A 26289-nucleotide genomic window follows, 5' to 3' on the forward strand; every position below is an offset into this window, starting at 1 on the left:
ACCGACAATTTGGGAGGCTGCGCTGATGGACACGCTCAACATGCGCACCGGCGGCAAGGGCGAACCGGCCGTCCTCCTCCTGCACGGCCTCGGCGCGACCGGCGCCGTCTGGGACCACTTCGCCGTCCAGCTCGACCGCCGCGTCCTGGTGCCCGACCTGCCCGGCCACGGCCTGTCGGCGCCGCTGCCGCACTACAGCTTCGCCACGCTCGCCGAGGCGGTCGCGCGGGCCCTGCCGGACAGCGGGCCGCTGATCGTCGCCGGGCATTCGCTCGGCGGGGTGCTCGCGCTGGAACTGGCGTCGGACCGCTACGACGTCGAGGTCGCCGGCGTGCTGGCTCTCGGTGTGAAGGTCGAATGGAGCCAGGACGACCTGAACCGCGCCGCGTCGTTCGCGGCCAAGCCACCCCGGGTGTTCGACACACTGGCCGACGCCGAGCAGGCCTACCTGAAGGTGTCCGGGCTGCTCGGGATCGCGCCCACCGACCCGGCCGGGCTTCGCGAGACCGAGGGAGGTTGGCGCCTCGCGATGGACCCGGCCGCGTTCGGTGTCGGCGCACCGGACATGCCGGCCCTGCTGGCCGGGGCGCGCTGCCCGGTGGTGCTCGCCGCGGGCGAACACGACCCGATGAGCCGTCCGGAGCAGCTTCGGGCGCTCGATCCCGGTGCCGTCACGCTCGCCGGGCTCGGGCACAACGCCCACGTCGAGGACCCGGCCGCCGTGCGGGCCCTGCTCGAGCGCTTCGGCGTCTGAAGGGAGCGGGTGCAGCCGTCGTACCCCACTCGACGGCTGCTCCGCGGACCCCTCGCCACCACCGGACCCGAGAAGCCTAGGAAACCGTGGTGGACGAACGGCTGTACTCCTCCTTCCCGCCGCCGTCACCGTCCGTACCTGCGAAAACGGTTATCTTCGCCGATCGGTGGTACAGCTCGGGCGGCACGATCGTGATGCTGGAGAGGTACGTTCGCCCGGGTACGCCGGAGAGGAGGCCTGTGGACGAAGGCCTGTCGTTCGCCGGATGGCTGCGCGACCGGCGTGTGCTCGCCGGCCTCACCCAGGTCCAGCTCGCCGAGCGTGCCGGGCTGAGCCTGCGCGCGGTGCGCAACGCCGAGCTCGGCAGCGTCCGGCGGCCCCGCCCCGAGACGGCCCGCAAGCTGCGGGAAGCGCTTGCCGAAGCCCCGCCGGAGCCGGTGCGGCTCGGCGTCCTGGGCCCGCTGACGGTGACGCGGGGTGCCGAGCCGGTGGAGATCGGCGCGGAGAAGCAGCGCCTGCTGCTGGCGTTGCTGGCCCTGCAGCCGAACCGGACGGTCCGGCGTGAGGACCTCGTCGACGTCATCTGGGACGAGGCGCCGCCGTCGTGCCTGGAGCTGCTCCACACCTACGTCGCGCGGCTGCGGCGGGCCCTGCGGCCCGCCGACCTGATCGCCACGGACAAGGGTGGCTACCGCCTCGCCGTCGGCGAGGACGAGCTCGACCTGCTGCGCTTCGAAGCCCTCCTCGCGCGAGACGCCTACCGGGAAGCCCTCGAACTCTGGCGCGGCCCGGCGCTGGCCGACGTCGAACGGCTGCGCCAGCACCCGGTCCGGCTCGCGCTGGCGATGCGGCGCGCCAAGGCCGTGCTGGCCTACGCCGGGGTCGCCGACCCCGAAGACGCGGCGGTGCAGCTGCGGGTGCTGACCGCCGAGGAACCGCTGAACGAGTCCGCGCACGCCAAGCTGATGCTGGCGCTCGCGGCGTCCGGGCGCCAGGCCGCCGCGCTGGACGTCTTCGACGAGGTCCGCCGCCGGCTCGCCGGTGAGCTCGGCCTCGAACCCGGCCCCGAGCTGCGGGCGGCCCAGCGGCAGGTGCTGCGGCAGGACTTCGCCGCGCCGGAGCCGGCGGCCCGGGTGCCCTCGCAGCTGCCCGCCGACGTTCCCGGCTTCCGCGGCCGCGCCGCCCAGCTGGCCGAGCTGGACGCCCTGCTGCGCCGCGACGAAGGGGACACCGGCGCGCGCATCGCCGTGCTGTCCGGCACCGGCGGCGTCGGCAAGACCGCGCTCGCCGTCCACTGGGCGCAGCGCGCGCTCGAGGAGTTCCCGGACGGCCGGCTCTACCTCGACCTGCACGGCTACGGCACGGTCCGGCCGGTGGACCCGGGCGACGCGCTGTCCGGGTTCCTGCGCGCCCTCGGCGTCGACGGCGCGGACATCCCCGCCGAGCCGGACGAGCGCGCGGCGAAGTTCCGCACCGTGCTCACCGGGCGGCGGATGCTGCTGGTACTGGACAACGCGAACGCGGTCGGGCAGGTCCGCCCGCTGCTGCCGGGCTCGCCGACCTGCCTGGTCCTGGTGACCAGCCGGGACGCGCTGCCCGGGCTGGTGGCGCGGCACGGCGCCCGGCGGGTGCTCGTCGACCTGCTCACCGAGGCCGAAGCCCGCGACCTGCTGCGGGCGCTGCTCGGCCCGCGCGTCGACGACGAACCCGAGGCCGCCGCGGCGCTGATCGGGTACGCGGCCCGGCTGCCGCTGGCCCTGCGGCTGGTCGCGGAGCTGGCGCTGAGCCGGCCGGGGGAGCGGCTGGCCGCGCTCGCCGAGGAACTCGCCGACGAGCGGCGGCGGCTCGACCTGCTCGACGGCGGCGGCGACCCGCTGACCGCCGTCCGCGCGGTGTTCTCCTGGTCCTACCGCAACGTCGCGCCCGACGCCGCCCGTGCGTTCCGGCTCTGCGGCCTGCACCCGGGCCGCGACCTGACCCCGCCCGCGCTGGCCGCGCTCGCCGGCGTCCCGCTGCCGGAGGCGGAGCGGCTGGCCGGTGCCCTGGTGCGCGCCCACCTCGCGCAGCAGACCGGCGACGACCGCGTCCAGCTGCACGACCTGCTGCGCGTCTACGCCGCCGAGCTCGCGGCCGAGGACCCCGCCGAGAGCCACGAGGCCCAGCAGCGGCTGTTCGACTTCTACGTCGCCTCGGCCGGGCAGGCGATGGACGTCGTCCTGCCCCACGAACGGCACCTGCGGCCGCGCGTGCCGGACCCGGACGTCAAGGTGCTCGACGCGCCGGCGTGGCTGGAGGCCGAGCGCCGCAACCTCCTGGCGATCGCCGCCCACGCGACGCGGCACGGCTGGGCCGGTCACCTGCGGCTGCTGTCCGGCATCCTGTGGCACTACCTCGACGTCGGCGGGTACCACGAGGAAGCACTGGTGCTGCACACGCACGCCTCCGCGCTGGCCCAGCACACCGGTGACCGGGCGGCCGAGGCCGAGCCGCTCATCCTGATCGCGCTGGGCCACTGGCGGGTCGGCCGGTCGCCGGAGGCGCTGCGGTACCTGGAGGAGGCGCTCGTGCTCGCCAGGGAGACCGGCGACTGGCGCACCGAGATCCACTCGGTCAACACGCTGGGGCTCGTGTGCCGCGCGCTCGGCCGGTTCGCCGACGGGATCCGGTACTCGACGGAAGCGCTCGCGCTGGCCAGGAAGACCGGCGACCGGACCAGCGAAGGCCTGGTCCTGGTGGTGCTGGGCTGTTCCTGCCGCGGCATCGGCCGCTACGCCGAAGCGATCGGCCACTTCGAAGAGGCGCTCGCACTGGCCCGCGAGACCGCCGACCGCACGAGCGAGGGCTACGCGCTGGTCAACCTGGGCGACACGCTGTCGGCGCTGGGCAGGCACGACGAAGCCGCCGAGACCGTGGCGGAGGGCCTGGCGCACCTGCGCGCGATGGGTGTCCGGGTGAGCGAGGGGTACGCGCTGGGCATCCTCGGCGACATCGAGCACGCGCGAGGCCGGTACACCGAAGCCGCGGAACACCTGGAGCGGGCGCTGGAAATCGCCCAGGAGACGGGCAGCCCGCCCAACCGCAGCATCTCGCTCAAGCACCTGGGCGACGTGCGGCTGGCGCAGGGGCGGCACGCGGAAGCGGCCCGGCACCTCGAAGAAGCGCTGAGCCTGGCCCGCGAATGCGGCGACCGCGGCGTGGAGTCCCGCATCCTCAACAGCCTCGGCAGCCTGGCCTCGGCCCGCGGCGCCGCCGCGGATGCGCTGCGCTACCACCGGGAAGCCCTGGCCGCGGCGAAGGAAACGGGCTGCCGTCCCGAACAGGGCCGGGCCCACTGCGGGCTCGGTGAAGTCCACTGTGGACTCGGTGACCCGGAGACGGCGCGCTCGCAGTGGGAGCGCGCGCTCGCCTGTTACGCCGGGGAGTGGGTGCCCGGTGCGATCCGGGTGCGGAACCACCTGATGGCCCTGGAGCGCGTTTCGCGCTGATCGGGTTCGCGGGTGGCCAGGTCGTGTTCGAGCCGGTGGAGGTCCCGGTCGACGACGTCGGTGCTGCCCGCGAGCCGCGGCCGGGGCCTCACGGCCTGCTCCCGGTGGCCTTGAAGAACGTGTAGCAGAAGGTGCCGTCCTGCCGGGTGGTCCGGTGCAGGTCCGCGACCCCGCGGTCCCAGCGGTCCCGCGTGCTCAGCCCGCGGGCGACGGCGGTTTCGCCGACGCCTTCGACCATCGCGGTGAAGGTGTCGCGGGTGAACCCGGCGACCAGCTCGGGCCGGGACGCGTCGGCGTAGACGGTCCGCGGTTCCACGGTGACGCCGTCGAAGCCGGCGCCGGTCAGCAGCGGGTGGAGGCGCCGCCCGATGAGCCCGTCGCCGCCGGCGTCGGCCTGCAGCCGGACCAGGCAGCCGATCGCGGCCTGCGCGTGCGCGCTGCGCGGGTGGAAGAAGGCCGACCCGTGGTCGCCTTCGATCACCGTGATCGTGCCGCCCGGCCGCAGCAGGGTTTTCAGGTGCGCGAGGGCTTTCTCCGGCTCCGGCAGGTGTTCGAGGACGAAGCAGACGAAGACGTGGTCGTACTCGCCGTCGAGGTCGAACAGGTCGGCCTGCCGGAAGTCGACGCCGGGCACCTTCTTCCGCGCCCGGGCGAGCGACGCTTCTTCGATGTCGACCGCGGTCAGGTGGGCGTCCGGGCTGCGGGCGGCGAGGTGGACGGTCTGGGCGCCGACGCCGCAGCCGGCCTCCAGCACGCGGCTGCCGGCGGGGTAGGCCGTCCCGGCGTGCAGGAGCTCGGCGAGGGTGTCGGCCTGGTCGCCGAGGCGGCGGGCTTCGGGCTGGGTGTATCCGTGCACGTAAGCGGTGTCCATGAGTCCAGCGTGCTGCGACAATGGTCCGATGGACAGAGCCAAAACCACGCCCTCCGAGGGGTCCATAGGCTCGGATTTCCTCCAGCTGGACGTCCGGTCGGCGCCGCCGGGCGGGCTCGCGGACTGGCTCGCCGGGCAGCTGCGCGCCGCGGTCGCCGACGGCAGGCTCCCGGTCGGCGGACGGCTGCCCGCGTCCCGGGTGCTGGCGGCCGAGCTGCGCGTGTCCCGTGGCGTGGTGACCGAGGCGTACCAGCGGCTGATCGACGACGGCCACGCCGTGGGCCGCGGCCGGGCGGGCACGGTCATCGTCGCCGCGCCGGTGCTGCCGCCGTCCCCTTCGCCGGTCCTTTCTCCTTCGAAGGTGATCACGCCCTTGCCCGGTGCGGAAGTCTTCGACGCGGTCCGCGCGGTGCCGGCCCGGATCGACCTGACGCCCGGCGTCCCGGACCTGACGGCGTTCCCGCGGGCGGCGTGGCTGCGCGCGGAGCGGGCGGTGCTGGACGAGCTGGAGCCGGCCCACTTCGGCTACGGCGACCCGCGCGGCGCGCCGTCGATGCGGCTGGCGGTGTCGCGCTGGCTGGCGCGCAACCGCGGCATCCGGGTCGACCCGGGCGAGATCATCGTGGTGTCCGGGGTGGCGCAGGCGCTGACGCTGCTGGGGCAGGTGCTGCGGCAGCACGGCGTTTCGGCGGTGGCGGTGGAGGACCCGGGGTCGCTGGGGGCCCGCCAGCACCTGCACCACTGCGGCCTGTCGACGCCGCCGGTCCCGGTCGACGACGACGGCGTGCAGGTGTCCGGCCTGGAGGCCCCGGCGGTGCTGCTGACCCCGGCCCACCAGTTCCCGACGGGCGTGGTCCTGGGCGGCTCGCGGCGCCGGGACCTGCTGCGCTGGGCGGCTGACGGCGGCATCGTCCTCGAGGACGACTACGACGCCGAGCACCGCTACGACCGGGCGCCGGTGCCCGCGATCCGGTCGATGCTGCCGGAGGTGTGCTACATGGGCAGCGTGTCGAAGCTGCTGGCGCCGGCGTTGCGGGTGGGCTGGCTGCTGGCGCCGCCGCGGTTCTTCGCCGATCTCGTGGCCGCGAAGCGGTTCGCGGACCTGGGGAACGCGGTGCTGGCCCAGCTGGTACTGGCGCGGCTGATGGAGACGGGCGAGCTGGAGCGGCAGCTGCGGGTGGTGCGCGCGCGGCATCGGCGCCGGCGGGACGCGATGATCCGGGCGTTGTCGGCTTCGCTGCCCTCGGCGGTGGTCCACGGTGCGGCGGCCGGGCTGCACCTGACGGTGACTTTCGATTCCGACGTGGACGACGTCGCGGTGGCTTCGGCCGCGCTGGGGGAGGGGGTGAAGGTGCAGCCGTTGTCGTGGCACCGGCAGCGACCGGGGCGGCCGGGGCTGGTGCTGGGGTATGCGGCGCGGACGGGGACGGAGATCGCCGAGGGGGTGGCCGTGCTCGGGCGGTTGGTGAGCCGCTTGTCGTGAACCTGGTGGGCCGCTCGCGGTGAACCCGGTGGGCCGCTCGCTGTGCAGCCCCTCGCCGTGAGGGGGACCCCCGATTTCAACGTTACCGGCAAGCACCGACAGTTCCCGGGCCGCGCACCGGAGTTGTCCACAGCCCGGCCTGGAACGCTCGAGTCGTGCACAGGTCCGCGCGGTAGGTGATTCGGCGAGCATGTCGGTCACCGGCCACCCCGCCTGCCGGAGCCGCACCCCGTCCGCGTAAAGAGTCCTCAAAGGACAGTCAAGCGACTGTGATCATGCTCTCCCATGCATTTCCCGCTGTTGGTTGCCATACGCAAGCAACTTGCTTAGCCTAGCTAAGGGACTTGCGAGCAGAAGGGTTGCACAGTGGCGGAACGCCGGACGTATTCGATCGCGGAACTGGGGCCGCGGTACAAGTGGATCGCGCTGTCCAACACGACGCTGGGCATGCTGATCGCCACGATCAACTCCTCGATCGTGCTGATCGCGCTGCCCGACATCTTCAAGGGCATCGGCATCAACCCCCTGGAACCGGCCAACACGAGCTACCTGCTGTGGATGATCATGGGCTTCCTCGTGGTCACCGCGGTGCTGGTGGTGAGCTTCGGCAGGCTCGGCGACATGTACGGCCGCGCGAGGATGTACAACCTCGGCTTCGCCGTCTTCACCGTTTCCTCCATCATGCTGGCCATCACCTGGTTCGACGGCGACGCGGCCGCGTTGTGGCTGATCGGCTGGCGGATCGTGCAGGGCGTCGGCGGCGCCTTCCTGATGGCGAACTCCTCGGCGATCCTCACCGACGCCTTCCCGGCCAACCAGCGCGGGCTCGCGCTCGGCATGAACGGCGTCGCGGCCATCGCGGGGTCGTTCCTCGGCCTGGTCGTCGGCGGCGTGCTCGCGCCGGTCGACTGGAACCTGATCTTCCTCGTCTCGGTGCCGTTCGGCGTGATCGGCACGATCTGGGCGTACCTCAAGCTGCACGACACCGGCGTCCGCAAGCACGCGCGGATGGACTGGTGGGGCAACATCACCTTCGCCGTCGGCCTGATCGCCGTGCTGATCGGGATCACCTACGGCATCCAGCCGTACGGCTCGTCGCCCACCGGCTGGGGCAGCCCGTTCGTGCTCAGCTGCCTGATCGGCGGCCTCGCGGTGCTGGTCGCGTTCGTCGTCATCGAGTCGAAGGTCGACAACCCGCTGTTCCGGCTGTCGCTGTTCCGGATCCGGTCGTTCACCTGGGGGAACGTCGCGAACCTGACCGCGTCCCTCGGCCGCGGCGGGCTGCAGTTCATCCTGATCATCTGGCTGCAGGGCATCTGGCTCCCGCAGCACGGCTACACGTTCGAGCAGACACCGCTGTGGGCGGGCATCTACATGCTCCCGATGACGGTCGGCTTCCTGCTGGCCGCGCCGACGTCGGGCATCCTCGCCGACCGGATCGGCAGCCGCCTGCTCGCTTCGGGTGGCCTGCTCATCACGGCGATCACGTTCCTGCTGCTGATCATCCTGCCGGTGAACTTCGACTACTGGGCGTTCGCGGCGATCCTGCTCGTCAACGGCATCGGGATGGGCATGTTCTCGTCGCCGAACCGCGCCGAAGTGATGAACAGCCTGCCGGCCGACGCCCGCGGTTCGGGCGCGGGCATGATGACGACCTTCCAGAACGCGGCAATGGTCCTGTCGATCGGCTTCTTCTTCAGCTTGATCATCGCGGGCCTGTCTTCGAGCCTGCCGGCGACGATGAGCGCGGGCCTGACCGAACACGGCGTCCCCGCGGCCTCGGCCGCGCAGATCGCGAACCTCCCGGCGGTGGCGGTGCTGTTCGCGGCGTTCCTGGGCTACAACCCGATCCAGCAGCTCCTCGGTGGTCAGCTGTCGTCGCTGCCGCCGGACCAGGCGTCGTTCCTGACCGGCCGCAGCTTCTTCCCGAACCTGATCTCGGGCCCGTTCCAGTCGGGGCTGGCGGTGGCGTTCGGCTTCGCGATCGTGGTGTGCCTGATCGGCGCGGTGGCGTCGCTGCTGACGAAGGACACCCGCCCGGCGGACGGCGAGTCGGTGGGGGAGGAGCTGGCCGCGGTGGCCGGGGAGTCGAGCGGCGGGCCCAGCGAGCTGGTGTCGCCTTCGACCGAACGCTGATCCAGGCTGGTGGTGGGCCGGGTGTCACCTGCGGGTGACACCCGGCCCGTCGCGTCGGCTGGCACACTTCCCCGGTGGACGCTTTCGACCTCGGACGGCTGAGCCCCTACGATTTCGAAACGGTCTGCCGCGATCTTTTCGAACAGATCTTGGGCCTGCCCTTCGAAATCTTCCCTCAGGGACGAGACCGCGGGATCGATCTTCGCCATGTCGCGGACGACGGAAGCACGACAATCGTCCAGTGCAAGCATTGGCCGCGCGGGACTGCCGCCCGCCTGGTACGGGCGATGCTCCGGGACGAACGCCCGAAGATCTCGGCACTCAATCCCGCCCGGTATCTGCTCGCGACCAGCGTGGAGCTGACAGCGGCGGCCAAGGACAAGCTCGCCGCCGGTCTCGCACCTCAGGTCAACGGCCCAGGCGACCTCTACGGCGCTGAGCAGCTTGTGGAGGAGCTGCGTAAACGACCGGAGATCGTCGAACGACACTTCCGATTGTGGCTGAGCAGCACCGGAGTGCTTCAGTCGCTTCTGCGCAAGGAAAGCCTGATCCGGTCCGCGGATCTGCTCGCCGACCTCGAGGGCTGTGCCCTGACCTTCGTGCCGACTCCGGCGTTTTACGAGGCGAAGCGGCTGCTGTCCGAACAAGCCGTCTGCATCGTGACCGGCGGGCCGGGCGTCGGCAAGACCACGATCGCCAAGATGCTGGCCACGACGTACCGGTCCCAAGGGTACGAACTGGTTGCCGTTTCGCCAGACGCCGACGAGATCAACGCGGCATGGCGGGACGACGTCCCCCAGTTCTTCTACTACGACGATTTCCTGGGCCGGAGTACGTTCGGCGACAAGCTCGGGAAGAACGAAGACAGCCGCCTCCTGCAGATCATCGAACGCGTCCGGCGGACACCCGGGAAGCGGCTCGTGCTGACGACCCGTGACTACCTGTTCAAGCAAGCCGAGAGAATGTACGGCTCCCTGGGGGACGCCGAGCTTTCACCGGTCCTGTACTTCGTGAACCCGGCAGGGTTCGACGCCGATCTGGCCGCGAAGCTCCTCTACAGCCTTGTCCACCATTCCGGGATACCCGCCGCCGAGAAGCGTCGCTTCGGAGACCGGCATACCTGGACACGGCTGGTGTACAGCGAGAACTTCAACCCACGGCTGGCCGAGCGGACGCTGGGTCTCAGCGGATTCTCCGGAACTCCGGCCACGCAGGTCGCGGAACAGATGCTGGCGAACTTCGACGAGCCGGAGCGGATCTGGGAGAGGGTGGTCGAGGACGAGCTGGACAACGCCTGTCTCCATGTCCTCGAACTGCTCACGGTGCTGGACGTCGAATCGGGCGTTTCGGTGTCCGAGCTGGCCGAGGTCTGGCAGCGGTACACGCGGGCCATCGGGGCCCCGCACGCCCTGCCGGTTCTCCACCGGGCCCTGAAGGTGCTCGACGGAGCCTTGCTGACGAGCTGGGGCCACGGCGCCGGAGACCCCTGGGTGGGCGTGCACAACGCGTCGGTTCTTGAATACCTCGAGGGCCGGTTGCACCGGGGCCGGTGTGATCTCGATGCGCTGATCGACAGCTTGGCGGATCCGGAGCACCTCGCCCGGTTGTACGTGATCGGGTCGAATGTGCTGGACGGCCGGATCATCCGGAAGCTGTGTGAGCGTGCGCAGGTGATGGCGGATGTGGTGCTCGAATGCCTGGTCGCGCCGTGTCACCACCTGAGCCGGTTCCCTGCTCCGACGTACAACTTCGGTCGTACCAGCTGGCTCGCGCACGTGACGGACGTACTGGCGCACGCTGAGAGCCTGCGGTCGGTGCCGCTCGTCGAGCACGCGGTCGGCGACCTGGAGGAGCTGGACGATCTGCGCCCGGGAAAGGCGGGAACCTTCGCGGAGCTTGCCGACCTGCTGGCCACAGCCCTGGCGTACGACCTGCTGCCGCGTCCGCTCGTCGCGCGGCTTCAAGCCTTTGTTGTCGGCTGTGCGCGCGATCTCGTCCGTGGTTTTGCGCGCGAAGGCTTTGCCGGCTGGAGCAGGTACGACTTGTCCTGGGCCGTCAAGGTCATCAAGGAGCACGCACCGGGCGACGATCCGCGACCGTTGGACGCTGCCGAAAGGGCTGTGGCTGCCGAGCGCCGTCGGGACGACGAGGCATTCGCCCGCAAGATCGAGGCTCGCCGAACCAGCCGGACCGGCGATGCGGGTGGCGTGGAGGAAAGTCGTTCGGCGGTGATCGAGCGGCTGCGGATACTGCTGGCGTCCACGCCGGATGACTGACCTACCAGCCGACCGAAGCCTTCTGGATCTTCACCGGCTTCGCCGGGGCCCCGTCCAGTGGTCCGTTCGGATCGGTCGGGATGATCCCGTCCGCGACCATCCGGTCGATCGCCGACATCCCCCGGATCACCCGGCCCATCACCGAGTAGTTCGCCGGGATGTTCGCGAACGAGTGCACGATGAAGAACTCCGAGCCGTTCGTCCCCGGGCCCTGGTTCCCCATCGCGATCGTTCCGCGCGGGTACGTCTCGGCTCCCGAGACCTCGTCCGGGAACCGGTACCCCGGCCCGCCCTTCTCCACCTCGTAGATGTCCCCGCACTGGAGGACGCCGAGGCGGGCCGAGTTGGACAGGCGCCAGCACTGGGACCGGTCGTAGAACCGCTGCAGCACCAGCGAAACCATGTTGTGCACCGCGCAGGGCGCCGCCCCGGCGCGGTCCAGGCGGACCGTGACCGGCCCGTAGTTGAACCGGAACGTCACGTCCACGGTGCCCCGCGTCAGCGCGAAGGGCGCCGGACGCACCACCGGACGGGCCGCCGGGTTCGAAGGCGTCGGCGTGAACTCGCACCGGACCAGCGGCACCGAAGCCGACGCCGGTGCGGCGGGCACCACCAGGGCACCCAGAACAGCGAACAGAGCCAGTCCCCAGCGCAGCTTCATGCCGGGGACGTTAGCGAAAAACCGACTACTTGCGCCAGGCCGTGCGCTGCTTGCGGATGTCCAGCACCAGCAGGAGCACGAGGAACAGCGCCAGGCCCACCAGCCACACGTTCTCGGTGTTGTTCTCGTGGTTGCCCTTGATCATCACCAGCAGGATGATCGCGCTGACCCAGCCGGCGATGCGGGTGGCCTTCGGGAACGAGCCGTGCCAGCCCCAGGCCGCGGACGGCTCGTCGCGCGGGTCGACCTCGGGCCGCCTCTTCTCGACCGCCTTGCCTGCCACGATGAACTCCTCAAACCCCGTGAACCTCGGACCCGCCGATGATCCCACACCTCCGGGTGCGCCGCGGAGACGCCCCGCGCGACAATGACCGGCGATGACTACCTCGCGAAGCGTTCTCGTGCTCGGCTCGACCGGGTCCATCGGCGTGCAGGCCCTCGACGTCGCCGCGCGCAACCCGCACCTGTTCCGGGTGGCCGGGATCGCCGCCGGTGGGGCCGATCCGGCCGCGCTCGCGGCGCAGGCGATCGCCCACGGCGTCGAAGCCGTCGCCGTGACCAAGGCCACGGCCGCCGAGGACGTCCAGCTCGCGCTGTACGCCGAGGCGCAGAAGCGGGGGTACGCCCAGGGCGAGTTCAAGCTCCCGCGGCTCTTCGCCGGCTCCGACGCCGTCACCGAGCTGATCGACGCCGTGCCCGTCGACACCGTCCTCAACGCACTCCCCGGCTCCCGCGGCCTCGAGCCGACGCTCAAGGCACTCGCCACCGGCGCCACCCTCGCGCTCGCGAACAAGGAGTCGCTCATCGCCGGCGGGCCGCTGGTGCTGGCCGCCGCCAAGCCCGGGCAGCTCGTGCCCGTCGACTCCGAGCACTCCGCCATCGCGCAGGCGCTGCGGGCCGGGACGGAAAGCGAAGTCGCCCGGCTCGTCCTCACCGCCTCCGGCGGCCCGTTCCGCGGCCGCAAGCGCGCCGAGCTGGCCGGCGTCACCGTCGAGCAGGCGATGGCGCACCCGACCTGGTCGATGGGCCCGCTCATCACGATCAACTCCGCCACCCTGGTCAACAAGGGCCTGGAGCTGATCGAGGCCGCCCTGCTCTTCGACATCCCGACGGAGAAGATCGACGTCACCGTGCACCCGCAGTCGATCGTTCACTCGATGGTGACTTTCACCGACGGCTCGACGATCGCCCAGGCCAGCCCGCCCGACATGCGGCTGCCGATCGCGCTCGCGCTGCACTGGCCCGAACGCGTCCCCGGCGCCGCCGCCGCGTGCACCTGGGACACGGCCGCGACCTGGACTTTCGAGCCGTTGGACAACGAGGCGTTCCCCTCGGTCGAGCTGGCCCGCCACTGCGGCGCCGCGGGCGGCTGCCTGCCCGCGGTGTACAACGCCGCGAACGAGGAGCTCGTAGCGGCCTTCCTCGCGCAGAACACCAGCTTCACGTCGATAGTGGACACTGTTTCCGAGGTGGTGGGAGCCGCCGACGAATGGCGTCGCGAACCGCGCGACGTCGAGGACGTTCTCGCCGCCGAGCGCTGGGCTCGCGCGCGGGCCGGTTCGATCATCGAGGGGAAGTAGCGGGTGCTCGCCTACATCATCGGTGTGGTGCTCTTCGCGCTGGGGATCTGCGTCTCAGTCGCGCTGCACGAGGCCGGCCACATGGTCACGGCCAAGGCCTTCGGCATGAAGGTCCGCCGGTACTTCGTGGGCTTCGGGCCGACGGTGTTCTCCTGGCGCCGCGGGGAGACCGAGTACGGCCTGAAGTGGATCCCGCTCGGCGGGTTCTGCGACATCGCCGGCATGACGGCGCTCGACGAGGTGACCCCGGACGAGGCGCCGCGCGCGATGTGGCGGTTCAAGACCTGGAAGCGCACCGTCGTGATGTCGGCCGGGTCGATCACCCACTTCATCCTGGGGTTCGTGGTCCTCTACCTGATGGCCGTGACCATGGGCCTGCCGAACGTCGCGGCCCAGGCCCCGACCCAGCCCGTCCTGGACTCGACCTCCTGCGCCGTGTCGACCACGTCCAAGGCCGAGGCCGAGGCCCAGGCGAAGAACCCCACCTGCCCGCCGGGCGCGCCGACCCCGGCGAAGTCGGCCGGGCTGCAGCGCGGCGACAAGGTGCTCGCGGTCGGCGGGAAGCCGGTCGCGACCTGGTCGGAGATGCTCACCGCGGTGCAGGCCACCAGCGGCCGCACGGTGTTCGAGGTGCAGCGCGGCGACCAGCAGCTCTGGCTCGTCGTCGACGTGCCGAAGGTGCAGCGCTGGAACGGCTCCGCCGTCAAGGACGTCGGCATGATCGGCGCCTCGCCGGCGCAGGAGCCGCTGACCGTGCAGTACGGCCCGGTGGCCGCGATCGGCGCCACGTTCAGCTTCACCGGCACGATGTTCGCCGAGACCGCCCAGCGGCTCGTGCAGTTCCCCGAGCGCATCCCCGCCGTGGTCACCGCGATCTTCGGCGGCGAGCGCGACCCGAACACCCCGGTCAGCGTCGTCGGCGCGAGCCGGATCGGCGGCGAGGCCGTCGAGCAGGGCATCTGGGTGCTGTTCTTCTTCCTGCTGGCCAGCCTGAACTTCTTCATCGGCGTGTTCAACCTGCTGCCGCTGCTGCCGCTGGACGGCGGCCACATCGCGGTGGTCTGGTACGAGCGCGTCCGCGACTGGATCCGCGGTCTGCGCGGCAAGGCGGCCGGGGGACCGGTCGACTACACCAGGCTGTCCGGGATCACGATGGTGCTGGTGCTCATCGGTGGCGCCGTGACGCTACTCACGGTCACGGCCGATATCGTCAACCCCATTCGGCTCACCCAGTAGCCCACGGCGGAGTGGCGGCCCGCCCAGGGCCGCTCACTCCGGCCGTCGAGTTGCTCACCGTGACGGTTGACATGGTGAAGGGACCCCAGTAGGGGTAGGTACCCTGGAAGCCGTGACCGTCGCACTCGGTATGCCCGCCCTGCCCCCGCCCGTCCTGTCCGAGCGCCGCAAGACCCGCCAGCTCCAGGTGGGTTCGGTCGGCGTCGGCAGCGACCACCCGATCTCCGTCCAGTCGATGACGACGACGCTCACCTCCGACGTCAACGCGACCCTGCAGCAGATCGCCGAGCTGACCGCCGCGGGCTGCGACATCGTGCGCGTGGCCTGCCCGTCGGCCGACGACGCCGAGGCGCTGCCCGCGATCGCGAAGAAGTCGCAGATCCCGGTGATCGCCGACATCCACTTCCAGCCGAAGTACGTCTTCGCCGCGATCGAGGCCGGCTGCGCCGCGGTGCGCGTGAACCCGGGCAACATCCGGAAGTTCGACGACCAGGTCAAGGAGATCGCGCAGGCCGCGAAGGACCACGGCACGCCGATCCGGATCGGCGTCAACGCCGGCTCGCTCGACAAGCGGATCATGGACAAGTACGGCAAGGCGACACCCGAGGCGCTGGCCGAGTCGGCGCTGTGGGAGGCGTCGCTGTTCGCCGAGCACGACTTCCACGACATCAAGATCTCGGTGAAGCACAACGACCCGGTGGTCATGGTGCGCGCCTACGAGCTGCTGGCCGAGCAGTGCGACTACCCGCTGCACCTCGGCGTCACCGAGGCCGGCCCGGCGTTCCAGGGCACGATCAAGTCGGCCGTCGCGTTCGGTGCGCTGCTGCGCCAGGGCATCGGCGACACGATCCGCGTCTCGCTGTCCGCGCCGCCGGTCGAAGAGGTCAAGGTCGGCATCCAGATCCTGCAGTCGCTCAACCTGCGGCCGCGCAAGCTGGAGATCGTGTCGTGCCCCTCGTGCGGGCGCGCGCAGGTCGACGTCTACACGCTCGCCGAGCAGGTCACGGCCGGGCTCGAGGGCATGGAGATCCCGCTGCGCGTGGCCGTCATGGGCTGCGTCGTGAACGGGCCGGGCGAGGCTCGCGAGGCCGACCTCGGCGTCGCGTCGGGCAACGGCAAGGGCCAGATCTTCGTCAAGGGCGAGGTCATCAAGACCGTGCCGGAGCACGCCATCGTCGAGACGCTCATCGAAGAGGCCATGCGCATCGCCGAGGAGGCGGGCGAGTCCCTTGGCGAGGGTGCGCCGGTCGTCACGGCCGGCTGAATCCGTTCGCCGAAGCCCTCCCCACCCGCCGGTGAGGAGGGCTTCGGCGCGTCATCAGCCCTGGAGGTGGTGCTGGGCGGCGTCCCGGATCTGCAGGCGGACGTTCTCGAGCGCGGCCGCGACCTCGTCGATCTGCTGCGAGGCGAGCTGGATGGCGCCCTGGATCGCGGTGGCCGTGGACGTCTCGCCGAGCAGGCCGAGCACCTGGGCCTGGAGGTCTTCGAGGTCGCTCTTGGTGGCGAGCGCGATGCCGGTCGGCACCTGGTCGGCGAGCAGCTCCAGCTGCTGCGCCTGCTCCTGGATCGTCATCGGGTGGTTCCTTCCGCGGTGGGGACGCACGTCCGTGTTATCAGACCCGAGCCACCGAAAACTGTCGGTGGTGCCGTTTACGCTGGCATTCGTGACCGTGACCTGGGCTATTCACGAGCCGCACCCGGTGGTGCGGCCCCTGGTCACGCGCTATGTCGGGTACGCGCAGGACGAGGTCACGCTGGCCGTCCACCGCGGCCTGCCGTCCCGGCACGTGACGCTCGTCATCAGCCTCGCCGGGCCGGTGCGCATGGCCGGGCGGAGCCTGCAGGCGCTGGTCGGCGGGCTGCACACGAGCGCGGTGCTGATCCGGCAGGACCGCGTGCAGGAAGGCGTGCAGCTGGAGCTCGACCCGCTGGGCGTGCGGACGCTGTTCGGCGTCACGGCGGCGGAGCTGAGCGGCGAGGTCGCCGACCTCGCCGACTTCGGCCTCGGCTCGCTGCCGGAGCGGTTGCGGGAGCTGCCTTGGCGCGAGCGGTTCGCGCTGCTCGACGAGGTCCTGGCCGCCCGCGCCGTCGAACCGGTGGCGCCGCCGCCCGAGCTGGGGGAGGCGTGGCGCCGGATGCGGGGTGCGGACGGCCGGGTGCGCGTCGCGGACCTGGCGGACGAGGTCGGCTGGAGCCGCCGGCACCTGGGCGAGCGCTTCCGCGCGGAGCTGGGCCTGGCGCCGAAGCAGGCGGCGCGGGTGCTGCGGTTCGAGCGGGCCGGGCGCCTGCTGCGGCGCGGGCACGCGGACCTCGCGGCGCTGGCGGCGGAGTGCGGGTTCTACGACCAGGCGCACCTGACGAACGAGTGGCGTGCGCTGGCGGGCTGCACGCCGGGCACGTGGATCGCCGAGGAGCTCCCGTTCCTCCAAGACCAGGAGGCGGAGGTGGCGCGAAGCTGACGGCATGACTCCCGAACCGAACGTCTGGCCCGCCCTCCGGTACGACGACGCCCCGGCCGCGGTCCGCTTCCTCGTCGACGTCCTGGGCTTCACCGAAGCGCTGGTGGTGCCTGAAGGCGAACTGATCGCGCACGCCGAACTGCGCTGGCCCGAGGGCGGCGCGGTGATGCTGGGCAGCGTCCGGCCACCGGACGGCGTCCACGACGCGATGAAACCGGGCGCCTCCGCGGTGTACGTGGTGTCGGACAAGGTGGACGAGGTGTACGCGCGGGTGAAGGCCGCCGGCGCGGAGGTGACGGCGGAGCCGGCCGACACCGACTACGGGTCGCACACGTTCAGCCTGCGCGACCCGGAGGGCAACTCCTGGACGATCGGCACCTACCGCGGCGCGCCCTGACGTCACCTCAGGTCACCGGTCATCCGGCCGGAACGCTCGGCGACGGCTGTTCATCTCAGCGTGTCGAGAGGCTTGCGTTCCGTTTAGCAGTCGAATCTGGCACCCTGGAGCCCGTGTTGCGGCTTGCAGGTGCACGGCTGCTCGATGATCGGGACTATCCGGCGGTCCGTGCCGCTCTGGCCGCGGATCCCGTGGGCAGCTGCATGGTCAGCGCGCGGGTCGAGGCCGCCGGTCTCGACCCGTGGCGGCTCGGTGGTGAGCTCTGGGCCGCCGACAGCCGTCCGGTCCGGGCCGGACGGCTCCAAGGGCTGTGCTTCTCCGGGCCGAACCTCATCCCGCTCAGGGGCAACGCGCCCGCGTTGCGCTCCTTCGCCGACCGCGCGCTGCGGCGGCAGCGCACCTGCTCTTCGCTCGTCGGCCCGGCCGAGCAGGTCCTCGGCTTGTGGGACGAGCTCGAAGGCGAGTGGGGCCCGGCCCGCGAGGTCCGCGACGACCAGCCGCTGATGGCTCTGGACAGCACCCCGCTCGTCGCCGCCGATCCGCTCGTCCGGCCCGTCCGGCCGGACGAGCTCGAGCGGTACCTGCCCGCGGCCGTCTCGATGTTCATCGAGGAGGTCGGCGTCGACCCGCGCAGCGGCGACGGCGGGGCCAGCTACCGCGCCCGGGTCACCGAGCTGATCGGCGCCGGCCGCGCGTTCGCCCGCTTCGAGGACGGCGAGGTCGTCTTCAAGGCCGAGATCGGCGCCATGTCGGCCACCGTCGGGCAGATCCAGGGCGTCTGGGTGCACCCCGACCGCCGCGGCGACGGGCTCGGCACCGCCGGCACCGCCGCGGTCGTGAACCGGCTCGTCCGCGGCCTGGGCCGCACCGCCAGCCTCTACGTCAACGCGTTCAACACCCCCGCCCTCGCGGCCTACCGCAAGATCGGGTTCCAGCAGGTCGGCCAGTACGCGACGGTGCTGTTCTAACCACTCTTCCGTGGCGGTGTTTCGACGCGGCCGCACCGCTGGTGACCAGACATCATCCGGCCATGAGTGCACGTCGCCACGGTGCCCTCGCGGTGCTGCTGCTCGTCGCCGCGACCACGGCCGGGTGCTCGGGCGACAGTCCCGAAGACGCCCTCTCCACCTTCCTGGACGCCGTCGCGTCCGGGGACGTCGCCGCCGCGGCGGCGAACACCGACTCGCCCGAAGCCGCGAAGACCGTGCTGAGCCAGGTCCGCGGGGTGCTCGACCCCGAAGCCCTCGACGTCGACGACGAAGAGGTGAAGCAGCCGGACGGCGACGTCGTGACCGCCGGCTACCGGCTCACCTGGCACCTGCCGCACGGCCGCACCTGGTCCTACCGCGCCGACGCCCAGCTGCGCGCGGCCGAGAACGGCTGGCAGGTGCACTGGCAGCCGACGGTCGTGCACCCCCAGCTGGCCGTCGGCCAGACCCTTGGCCTGCTGCCGCAGCTGCCCGAGACGGCGCCGGTCCTCGACCGCGACGGCGTCGCGCTGATGCGCCCGCAGACCGTGATCGGCGTGGTCGTCGACCCGCAGAAGGCCGGGGACGCGAACGCCGTCGCCGGGACGCTGGCCAGGGCGCTGCACCGGTACGAGCCCTCGGTCACCGGCCGGTCCGTGCTGGACGGGATGGCCAAGACCAAGCCCGGCGACGCCTACCCGGTGATCAGCCTGCGCGCCGGGGACTACCAGCGGGTCAAGCCGGCGATCTACGACCTGCCCGGCGTCCGCTTCGCCAGCCAGGAGCGGCTGCTGCCGGTGACGCGCGGGTCGGGGCAGCAGGTCCTGCCCGGCATCCGCGCGCTGGTCGAACAGCAGCTGGCCGGGGCGGCGGGCTGGCGGATCGTCACCCGCGACGTCACCGGCGGGGAGGCCGCCGAGCTCAAGGCCGAGCCGCCGCGGCCGGCGCCCGCGGTCACCAGCACGCTCAGCGCGAAGATCCAGGCCGCCGCCGAGAAGGCCCTCGAAACCGAGCCGTACTCCGCCGCGCTGGTCGCGATCCAGCCCTCGAGCGGGGACATCCTCGCGGTGGCCCAGAACGACGCCGCCGACGAGGAGGGTTCGCTGGCCCTGTCCGGCCGCTACCCGCCGGGCTCGACGTTCAAGATCGTCACGGCGGCGGCCGCGCTGTCGGCGGGGGAGGTCGAGGCGGGCAGCCCGGTGGACTGCCCGGGGGTGACGACGGTCGAAAACCGCGTCGTCCCCAACGAAGGCCGCTTCGACCTGGGGCGGGTGCCGCTGAAGACGGCGTTCGCACGGTCCTGCAACACGACCTTCGCCCGGCTCGCCTCCGGCCTGCCGGGGCCGTCGCTGACCGACACCGCCCGCTCGTTCGGTCTCGGCGCCGATTTCGTCGTCCCGGGCCTGACCACGGTCACCGGGGACGTCCCGGCCAGCGACTCGGCCGTCCAGCGGGCGGAAAACGGCTTCGGTCAGGGCCGGGTGGTGGTCAGCCCGTTCGGCATGGCGCTGGTCGCGGCCACCGTGCAGGCCGGGAAGGTGCCGTCGCCGTCGATCGTCAAGGGCCTGCCGGCGGCCACGAAGAACGTCGGCGACCCGCCGTCGCAGGAGGTCCTCGACGCGCTGCGCGGGATGATGCGGGAGGTCGTCACCAGCGGTACCGCGACCGGGCTGCGGGACATCCCCGACGTCGCGGGCAAGACCGGCACCGCTCAGTTCGGTGATGGCTCCCACTCACACGGGTGGTTCGTCGGCTACCGCGGTGACCTGGCGTTCGCCGTGCTCCTCACCGATGCCGGGTCGTCCAAACCGGCGGTGCAGGCCGCGCACCGGTTCCTGGCGGGGATCGGCTGAGCGGACCGTCGTAAGGTGGGGGCATGTCCGTTCGTGCCCCGCTCGTTCCCGGCGTCCAGACGCCGCGCCGTGACGTCCCCAGTTCCATCGCCCGTCCCGAGTACGTGGACAAGCCGGCGCCGAAGCGGGACACCGGCAACGGCGTGCGCACGCCCGAGGTGATCGAGGCGATGCGGGTGGCGAGCCGCATCGCGGCCCAGGCGCTGGAGGAGGGCGGCAAGGCCGTCAAGCCGGGCGCCACCACGGACGACATCGACAAGGTCGTGCACGAGTTCCTGCTCGACCACCACGCCTACCCCTCGACGCTGGGCTACCGCCGGTTCCCGAAGTCGTGCTGCACCTCGCTCAACGAGGTGATCTGCCACGGCATCCCGGACTCGACGGTGATCGAGGACGGCGACATCTGCAACATCGACGTCACCGCCTACATCGGCGGCGTCCACGGCGACACGAACGCGACCTTCCTGGCCGGCGACGTCTCCGAGGAGGCCCGCCTGCTGGTGGAGCGCACCCGTGAGGCGACGCTGCGGGCGATCAAGGCGGTCCGGCCGGGCCGCCAGCTGAACGTCATCGGCCGGGTGATCGAGTCCTACGCCAAGCGCTTCGGCTACGGCGTGGTCCGCGACTTCACCGGCCACGGCGTCGGCCCGGCGTTCCACACGCCGCCGACGGTCCTGCACTACGAAGAGCCCTCCGTCGACACGATCATCGAGGAGGGCATGACCTTCACGATCGAGCCGATGATCACCCTGGGCACCATCGACTACGACATCTGGGCCGACGACTGGACCGTCACCACGAAGGACAAGAAGTGGACGGCCCAGTTCGAGCACACCCTCGTGGTGACGGCCGACGGCAGCGAGATCCTCACGCTGCCGTAGCTCAGTGGCTGGTCGCCTTCTTGTAGCAGCGCACCGACAGCGGCACGAAGATCGCCAGCAGCAGCGCGATCCACAGCACCGACGCCAGGATCGCGTGCTGCATCGGCCAGGCGTCGTGCACCGGCATGGCCGCGCTGGTGTTGCCGAACAGCTCCCGTGCCGCCTGGGTGATCGCCGAGACCGGGTTCCAGTCCGCGATCACCCGCAGCGGGGTGGGCAGGCGGCCGCTGTCGACGAACGTGTTGGCCAGGAACGTCAGCGGGAAGATCGCCACGCTCGAGACGTTGTTGAACACCTCGGGCTTGCGCACGGCCAGGCCCAGCGTCCCCATCACCCACGACAGCGCGTAGGCGAAGGCGAGCAGCAGGAGCACGCCGCCGAGTGCCTCGAAGACGCCGGTGTGGATGCGCCAGCCGACCAGCAGGCCGACCAGGCCCATGATGAGCAGGCTCGTCACGTTCAGGATCAGATCCGCCGTGGTCCGTCCGATGAGCACCGCGGCCGGGGACATCGGCAGCGAGCGGAACCGGTCGATGATGCCCTTCTGCAGGTCGTCGGTCAGGCCGTAGCCGGTGACGATGCTGCCCATCGCCACCGCGAGGACGAAGATCCCCGGCAGCATGAACTCGCGGTAGGACATTCCCGGGATGTCGATCACGCTGCCGAACACGTAGCCGAAGAGCAGCACGAACATCACCGGCGTGAAGACGATGGACCCGAGCAGGTCCAGCGACCGGACGATCTTGATCGAGTTGCGCTTGGCCACGGTCACGCCGTCGGTGACGGCCATCTGCACCGCGTTCATCACACGGCCTCCTTCGCGGGTTCGGCCGTCTCGTGGCCGGTGAGGGACAGGAACACGTCGTCGAGGGTGGGGCGGCGGACGCCGACGTCACGGACGTCGACGCCGTCCGCGGCGAGCAGCGCCAGTGCTTCGGTAAGCGCTTTCGCGCCGTGGGTCACGGGCACGGTGAGGCGGAACGCCTCGGCCTGCGGCTCCCCGCTGGCCAGCCGGGCCAGCGCCCGCCGGGCCACGAGGACGTCGTCGTGCGTGCCGACGGTGAGCTCGATCCGCTCGCCGCCGACGAGGTCCTTGAGCTCGTCGGCGGTGCCGCGGGCGATCACGCGGCCGTGGTCGACGACGGCGATGCTGTCGGCCAGCCGGTCGGCCTCTTCCAGGTACTGCGTGGTCAGCAGCAGCGTGGTGCCGCCGGCGACCAGTTCGGTGATGACGTCCCACAGCTCGGTGCGGGCCCGCGGGTCGAGCCCGGTCGTCGGTTCGTCGAGGAACAGCACCGGCGGGTTGGCGACCAGCGCGCCGGCCAGGTCGAGCCGGCGCCGCATGCCGCCGGAGTAGCCCTTGACCGGGCGATCGGCCGCGTCTTCGAGGCTGAACCGGGCGAGCAGCTCCCGGCCGCGGGCCTTGGCCCGCTTGGTCCCCAGGTGGTACAGCCTGCCGACCATCTCGAGGTTCTCGGCCCCGGTCAGTTCCTGGTCGACGGCGGCGTACTGCCCCGAGGCGCCGATGTGCGAGCGCAGCTCGTGCGCGTCCTTCACGACGTCGAACCCGGCGACCACGGCCCGGCCCGCGTCCGGCTTCTGCAGCGTCGTGAGGATCTGGACGGTGGTGGTCTTCCCGGCGCCGTTCGGCCCGAGCACCCCCAGCACCGTGCCTTCCGGCACCCGCAGCGACATGCCGTCGAGCGCGGTGACCTTCCCGTACTTCTTGACCAATCCCTCGGCCACGATGGCATCTGACATGGAATTCCCCTTGTTCTCGTGGAGTTTCAGGCCCGGCGGACGACGATGTCGCCGGTGTAGGTGTGGGCCTTGACCTCGACGGTCTCGGTGGTGCCGCCCGGCCCGTCGGACGGCGTGAGCATGTTGCGCACGGACCCGGTCAGGGAGTTGAGCTCGAGCCACGCGGCGCTGCCCTCGCGGATGCCGACCTCGATCTCGCCGACGGCGGTCTCGAGGACGACCCGGTCGCGGATGACCTCGCCGAGCCGGATGTCGCCGGCGGCGGTCTTCGCGTTGACGCCGGCGTGGGCGAGATCGACCAGGATGTCGCCGTTGGCCGTGCTGACGCGCAGGTCGCCGGTCACCTCGCCGACGCGGGTCTCGCCGTTGGAGTTCTTCAGCACCGCGGTGCCGTCGATCTCGCGGATCCGCAGCTCGCCGGAGCCGGTGCCGACCTCGGCGTGCCCGGTGGCCCGGTCGACGAAGACGTCACCGGTCGCGGTGTTCGCTTCCAGCCGCGAGGTCTCGTCGAGGTGGATGTTGCCCACGGACGTCTTGAGCCGGCTGTCGCCGAGACGGCCGGTGACGTGGATGTCGCCCATCGCGGACGACGCCTTGACGCGGGAGCCGGCCGGCAGCTCGACCGTGACGTGCAGCGCGCCGCCCTTGCCCCACAGCTTGGTGGTGTACTTCGGGCCCTTGACCAGCAGCTCGCCGTCGGCGAACTCGACGCGGGTCTTGGCGGCGGCCTTCACGTCCTCGTTGTCGCCCGGGTCGGCCGGCCGGACCTCGACGGTGGTTTCGATGCGGTCGCCGGCGACGATCCGGACGTCGGCCATGCTGACGTCGAGCGTGGCCGTGATCGGCTCGGGGGTGGCGAAAAATGGCATGGCTGCGCCCTCCTGGGGTGCTTCGAGAGTGTTTTTGCCGGTCAGAGCGGGCGGGTCAGCGGACCCAGCCGGTGTACTTCTCGCCGTAGACGGAACGGCGGTGCGTGGGACGGCTCGCGTCGGCGCCGAGCGCGGTGTTCGCGGCCCGGACGAGCCAGGCGTTGATGGAGAGCTTCTCGCGGCTCGCCGCTTCCTCGACCCGCTGCTTCAGCTGGTCGGGCAGCCGCAGGTTGATCCGGGCGACGGCGCCGTCGTCGGCCTCGGGCGGGGGAGCTGGCGCCTCGGCGGGCGCGGGTTCGGGTGCCGCGGGGGGCGCGACGGCGAACTCGGCTTCGCGCCGGCGCAGGCGGACTTCCACGGAACCGGGAGCGAGGTCGCGGGTGATCTCGTCGGCCGCGGCCGACAGGGCGTCGAGCAGGGTGAGCCGGATGGCGGACTCCAGCGGGGAGGCCAGCCGCTCGGCCAGGGCGACAGCGTCGTCTCCGGCCGCCTCGGCGGCTACCGCGAACTCGCGGCGGAGGCTGTCCACGAAGGGCGTCAGGTCCATGGCACTACTGTGGCACCACGGTGGTGCCACGACAACCCTGAAATGGCACCCTTAGGGGTCGACGCCGGGAAACTTGCAGGTCAGGAGTGTGCGGCGCGGTCCAGGAGCTCGTCGAGGAACCCGCAGGCCTCGGCGGCCGCGCGCTCCGGGTCCCGGTCGGCGATGGCCTGGGCGAGCCCTTCGTGGCCGATTTCCGGTGCGTGGTCGGCGCCCGGCGCGATGCTGGACGTCGTCGCGATGCTGGCCGCGATGACCTCGGTCAGCCCGCGGTAGAGCTCGGTCAGCAGCCGGTTGTGCCCGGCCGCGACCACCGCGCAGTGGAACTCCGCGTCCGTGCGGGCGAAGTCCTGCCAGCGGCCTTCGCGCAGGTCGACGTCCCGGCGGGCGAGCAGCTCCCACAGCTCCTGGACCTCTTCGCCGGTCCGCTCGACCGCCGCGAGCCGGGCACCTTCCACCTCCAGGGTGCGCCGGACCTGCAGGACTTCGCGCAGTTCCGAGCCGCAGAGCCGGCGGATCGCGCCGGACACCTCGCTCGTGGCGCGCACGTAGGTGCCGTCGCCCTGCCGGACCTCCAGGAGCCCGGTGTGCGCGAGCGCGCGGACGGCTTCGCGGACGGTGTTGCGCCCGACGCCGAGCTGCTCGACGAGCTCGGCTTCGGTCGGGATGCGTTCGCCGATCGGCCATTCGCCCTGCGTGACCGCGGTCCGCAGCTGCTCGATGACCTGGTCGACGAGGCCTGTCCGGCGCGTGGTGGCCAGCGGCACAGGATTATCCCTTCATCCAATCATCCTACGTATGCGATAGTAACGGACATGCCCGTCGAACACCGTGAACCCGAACTGGACGGCGCCGTCGAAATCCGGACGCCGGGCGTGGTCGCCGCCGGGGCGCTGCTCGCGGTCGCGGTGGTGCTCACCGCCCTCAACCTGCGTCCGGCCATCACCGGTGTCGGCCCGATGCTCGCCGAAATGCGGGCGGACCTGGGTGCGTCCGTGGTCTGGGCCGGGGTGCTCACGACGTTGCCGACGCTCTGCTTCGCGGGCGCCGGGCTGGCCGCGCCGCTGCTCGCGCGCCGGGCCGGGATCGGTGCCGCCATCGCGGTCGCGCTGGCCGCCTTGGCCGCCGGGCTCGTGCTGCGCGTGCTCGACGGACCGGCCGTGGTGCTCGGCGGGACGCTCGTCGCCACCGCCGGGATCGCCCTGATCAACGTGCTCATCCCGGTCGTCATCAAGGACTCCTTCCCGGCGCGCATCGGCATGCTGACCGGCGTCTACACCGCCGCGCTGCAGGGCGGCGGCGCCCTCGGGTCGGCGGTGACCCCGCGGCTGGGCGACGCCCTGGGTGGCTGGCGCCCGGCGCTGGGCGGCTGGGCCGTCCTCGCCGTCGTCGCGCTGCTGGCGTGGATTTTCGCAGCCCGCGGCACCGGCCGGACACCGCGGCCCGCCGAAGGCGCCGAAGGCGGCCGGTCGCTGCTGCGCAACCGGCTGGCCTGGATCGTCACCGGCTTCTTCGGCCTGCAGGCCTTCTACGCCTACGCCGCGATGGGCTGGTTCCCGCAGGTGCTGATGGACGCGGGCGTGCCGCGCGACGAGGCCGGGCTGCTGTTCGGCCTGGTCTCGCTGATCGCCGTGCCGATCAGCCTCGTCGTCTCGCCGATGGCGGCCCGGCAGCGCGGGCAGAGCCCGTGGATCCTGGGCCTCGGCGTGTTCGGCGTCGCCGGGACCGCCGGGCTGATGCTCGCGCCGTCGTGGTCGCCGCTGCTCTGGAGCATCCTCGTCGGCCTCGGGATGAGCAACTTCTCGCTGGCGCTGACCGTGATCGCGCTGCGCGCCCGGACCGGCGCCGACACCGCCCGGCTGTCCGGGATGGCCCAGGGGTTCGGCTACCTGTTCGCCGCGCTCGGGCCCTTCCTGTTCAGCCTGCTGCACGACCTCGCGGGCGGCTGGACGGTGCCGCTGGCCATGCTGCTCGGCCTGCTCGGCGTCCAGATGGCATTCGGCGCCCTCGCCGGGCGGCACCGCTTCGTCTGATTCTCAACAGTTAACGCCTTTCGTACGGGTTGCGGCGGCTTA

At 71.7% G+C, this 26289-nt stretch carries 23 protein-coding genes; 14 read left to right on the forward strand and 9 right to left on the reverse strand.

What is annotated here, in order from left to right:
- Positions 1–25: 25 nt before the first annotated feature.
- Both ACWEGE_RS27900 and ACWEGE_RS27905 read left to right on the forward strand, forming a co-directional pair.
- On the forward strand, positions 26–754 hold the full coding sequence (locus tag ACWEGE_RS27900; RefSeq protein ID WP_449663406.1) for an alpha/beta fold hydrolase: 729 nt from the start codon (positions 26–28) through the stop codon (positions 752–754).
- A gap of 239 nt (positions 755–993) precedes the next feature.
- A complete protein-coding gene (locus tag ACWEGE_RS27905; protein ID WP_449663407.1) occupies positions 994–4239 on the forward strand; it encodes a tetratricopeptide repeat protein in 3246 nt (1081 codons plus the stop codon).
- A gap of 88 nt (positions 4240–4327) precedes the next feature.
- Here the strand turns inward: ACWEGE_RS27905 and ACWEGE_RS27910 are convergent, their stop codons facing one another.
- Positions 4328–5110, reverse strand: coding sequence for a class I SAM-dependent methyltransferase (locus ACWEGE_RS27910; RefSeq protein ID WP_449663408.1), 783 nt, complete (start codon positions 5108–5110; stop codon positions 4328–4330).
- A gap of 28 nt (positions 5111–5138) precedes the next feature.
- Here ACWEGE_RS27910 and pdxR point away from each other — a divergent pair, with 28 nt between their 5' ends.
- The 3 genes from pdxR to ACWEGE_RS27925 all read left to right on the forward strand — a co-directional run bounded on the left by pdxR (position 5139) and on the right by ACWEGE_RS27925 (position 11005).
- Positions 5139–6593 (forward strand): MocR-like pyridoxine biosynthesis transcription factor PdxR, encoded by a 1455-nt coding sequence (gene pdxR / locus ACWEGE_RS27915; RefSeq protein ID WP_449663409.1) that lies wholly within the window; start codon positions 5139–5141, stop codon positions 6591–6593.
- A gap of 366 nt (positions 6594–6959) precedes the next feature.
- Positions 6960–8729, forward strand: a complete 1770-nt coding sequence (locus ACWEGE_RS27920) for an MFS transporter (RefSeq protein ID WP_449663410.1) — start codon at positions 6960–6962, stop codon at positions 8727–8729.
- A 74-nt stretch (positions 8730–8803) separates the two neighbouring features.
- Complete coding sequence (locus ACWEGE_RS27925; RefSeq protein ID WP_449663411.1) at positions 8804–11005, forward strand: nSTAND3 domain-containing NTPase; 2202 nt, start codon at positions 8804–8806, stop codon at positions 11003–11005.
- Position 11006: 1 nt separating this feature from the next.
- Here the strand turns inward: ACWEGE_RS27925 and ACWEGE_RS27930 are convergent, their stop codons facing one another.
- Together ACWEGE_RS27930 and ACWEGE_RS27935 are read right to left on the reverse strand one after the other, a co-directional pair.
- Entirely contained in the window at positions 11007–11666 is a 660-nt protein-coding gene (locus ACWEGE_RS27930; RefSeq protein ID WP_449663412.1) for a peptidylprolyl isomerase, read from the reverse strand.
- A 25-nt stretch (positions 11667–11691) separates the two neighbouring features.
- Positions 11692–11949: a DUF2631 domain-containing protein gene (locus ACWEGE_RS27935; RefSeq protein WP_013223923.1), complete on the reverse strand. Its 258-nt coding sequence runs from the start codon at positions 11947–11949 to the stop codon at positions 11692–11694.
- A gap of 94 nt (positions 11950–12043) precedes the next feature.
- On the opposite strand from ACWEGE_RS27935, the gene dxr reads away from it, so the two are divergent.
- The 3 genes from dxr to ispG all read left to right on the forward strand — a co-directional run bounded on the left by dxr (position 12044) and on the right by ispG (position 15746).
- Positions 12044–13246, forward strand: a complete 1203-nt coding sequence (dxr, locus tag ACWEGE_RS27940; protein WP_449663413.1) for a 1-deoxy-D-xylulose-5-phosphate reductoisomerase — start codon at positions 12044–12046, stop codon at positions 13244–13246.
- Between the two features lie 3 nt (positions 13247–13249).
- Positions 13250–14482 (forward strand): M50 family metallopeptidase, encoded by a 1233-nt coding sequence (locus tag ACWEGE_RS27945; protein ID WP_449663414.1) that lies wholly within the window; start codon positions 13250–13252, stop codon positions 14480–14482.
- Positions 14483–14594: 112 nt separating this feature from the next.
- Positions 14595–15746, forward strand: coding sequence for a flavodoxin-dependent (E)-4-hydroxy-3-methylbut-2-enyl-diphosphate synthase (gene ispG, locus ACWEGE_RS27950; protein WP_364251045.1), 1152 nt, complete (start codon positions 14595–14597; stop codon positions 15744–15746).
- A gap of 54 nt (positions 15747–15800) precedes the next feature.
- Here the strand turns inward: ispG and ACWEGE_RS27955 are convergent, their stop codons facing one another.
- Positions 15801–16055, reverse strand: a complete 255-nt coding sequence (locus ACWEGE_RS27955; protein WP_003057586.1) for a hypothetical protein — start codon at positions 16053–16055, stop codon at positions 15801–15803.
- 91 nt (positions 16056–16146) lie between these two features.
- On the opposite strand from ACWEGE_RS27955, the gene ACWEGE_RS27960 reads away from it, so the two are divergent.
- The 5 genes from ACWEGE_RS27960 (at position 16147) to map (ending at position 21040) form a co-directional block, all read left to right on the forward strand.
- On the forward strand, positions 16147–16941 hold the full coding sequence (locus tag ACWEGE_RS27960; RefSeq protein ID WP_449663415.1) for a helix-turn-helix domain-containing protein: 795 nt from the start codon (positions 16147–16149) through the stop codon (positions 16939–16941).
- Positions 16942–16945: 4 nt separating this feature from the next.
- Positions 16946–17338: a VOC family protein gene (locus ACWEGE_RS27965; RefSeq protein ID WP_449663416.1), complete on the forward strand. Its 393-nt coding sequence runs from the start codon at positions 16946–16948 to the stop codon at positions 17336–17338.
- Between the two features lie 113 nt (positions 17339–17451).
- Positions 17452–18306: a GNAT family N-acetyltransferase gene (locus tag ACWEGE_RS27970; protein WP_449663417.1), complete on the forward strand. Its 855-nt coding sequence runs from the start codon at positions 17452–17454 to the stop codon at positions 18304–18306.
- A 62-nt stretch (positions 18307–18368) separates the two neighbouring features.
- The gene (locus tag ACWEGE_RS27975) at positions 18369–20159 is read left to right on the forward strand and encodes a penicillin-binding transpeptidase domain-containing protein (RefSeq protein WP_449663418.1); all 1791 of its coding nucleotides are present in this window, start codon (positions 18369–18371) and stop codon (positions 20157–20159) included.
- 23 nt (positions 20160–20182) lie between these two features.
- Positions 20183–21040: a type I methionyl aminopeptidase gene (gene map / locus ACWEGE_RS27980; RefSeq protein ID WP_449663419.1), complete on the forward strand. Its 858-nt coding sequence runs from the start codon at positions 20183–20185 to the stop codon at positions 21038–21040.
- 1 nt (position 21041) lies between these two features.
- On the opposite strand, the gene ACWEGE_RS27985 is transcribed toward map, so the two are convergent.
- The 5 genes from ACWEGE_RS27985 to ACWEGE_RS28005 form a co-directional block, all read right to left on the reverse strand.
- Complete coding sequence (locus ACWEGE_RS27985; protein WP_449663420.1) at positions 21042–21845, reverse strand: ABC transporter permease; 804 nt, start codon at positions 21843–21845, stop codon at positions 21042–21044.
- Positions 21845–22801 (reverse strand): ATP-binding cassette domain-containing protein, encoded by a 957-nt coding sequence (locus ACWEGE_RS27990; RefSeq protein ID WP_449663421.1) that lies wholly within the window; start codon positions 22799–22801, stop codon positions 21845–21847. The genes ACWEGE_RS27985 and ACWEGE_RS27990 overlap by 1 nt, the downstream gene beginning before the upstream one ends.
- A gap of 26 nt (positions 22802–22827) precedes the next feature.
- On the reverse strand, positions 22828–23670 hold the full coding sequence (locus ACWEGE_RS27995) for a DUF4097 family beta strand repeat-containing protein (RefSeq protein ID WP_449663422.1): 843 nt from the start codon (positions 23668–23670) through the stop codon (positions 22828–22830).
- A gap of 55 nt (positions 23671–23725) precedes the next feature.
- Positions 23726–24217, reverse strand: coding sequence for a hypothetical protein (locus ACWEGE_RS28000; protein WP_449663423.1), 492 nt, complete (start codon positions 24215–24217; stop codon positions 23726–23728).
- An 80-nt stretch (positions 24218–24297) separates the two neighbouring features.
- On the reverse strand, positions 24298–24981 hold the full coding sequence (locus ACWEGE_RS28005) for a FadR/GntR family transcriptional regulator (RefSeq protein WP_449663424.1): 684 nt from the start codon (positions 24979–24981) through the stop codon (positions 24298–24300).
- 48 nt (positions 24982–25029) lie between these two features.
- On the opposite strand from ACWEGE_RS28005, the gene ACWEGE_RS28010 reads away from it, so the two are divergent.
- Positions 25030–26247, forward strand: a complete 1218-nt coding sequence (locus ACWEGE_RS28010) for a CynX/NimT family MFS transporter (protein ID WP_449663425.1) — start codon at positions 25030–25032, stop codon at positions 26245–26247.
- Positions 26248–26289: the final 42 nt, after the last annotated feature.

The sequence above is a fragment of the Amycolatopsis sp. NPDC004747 genome (assembly GCF_053601335.1).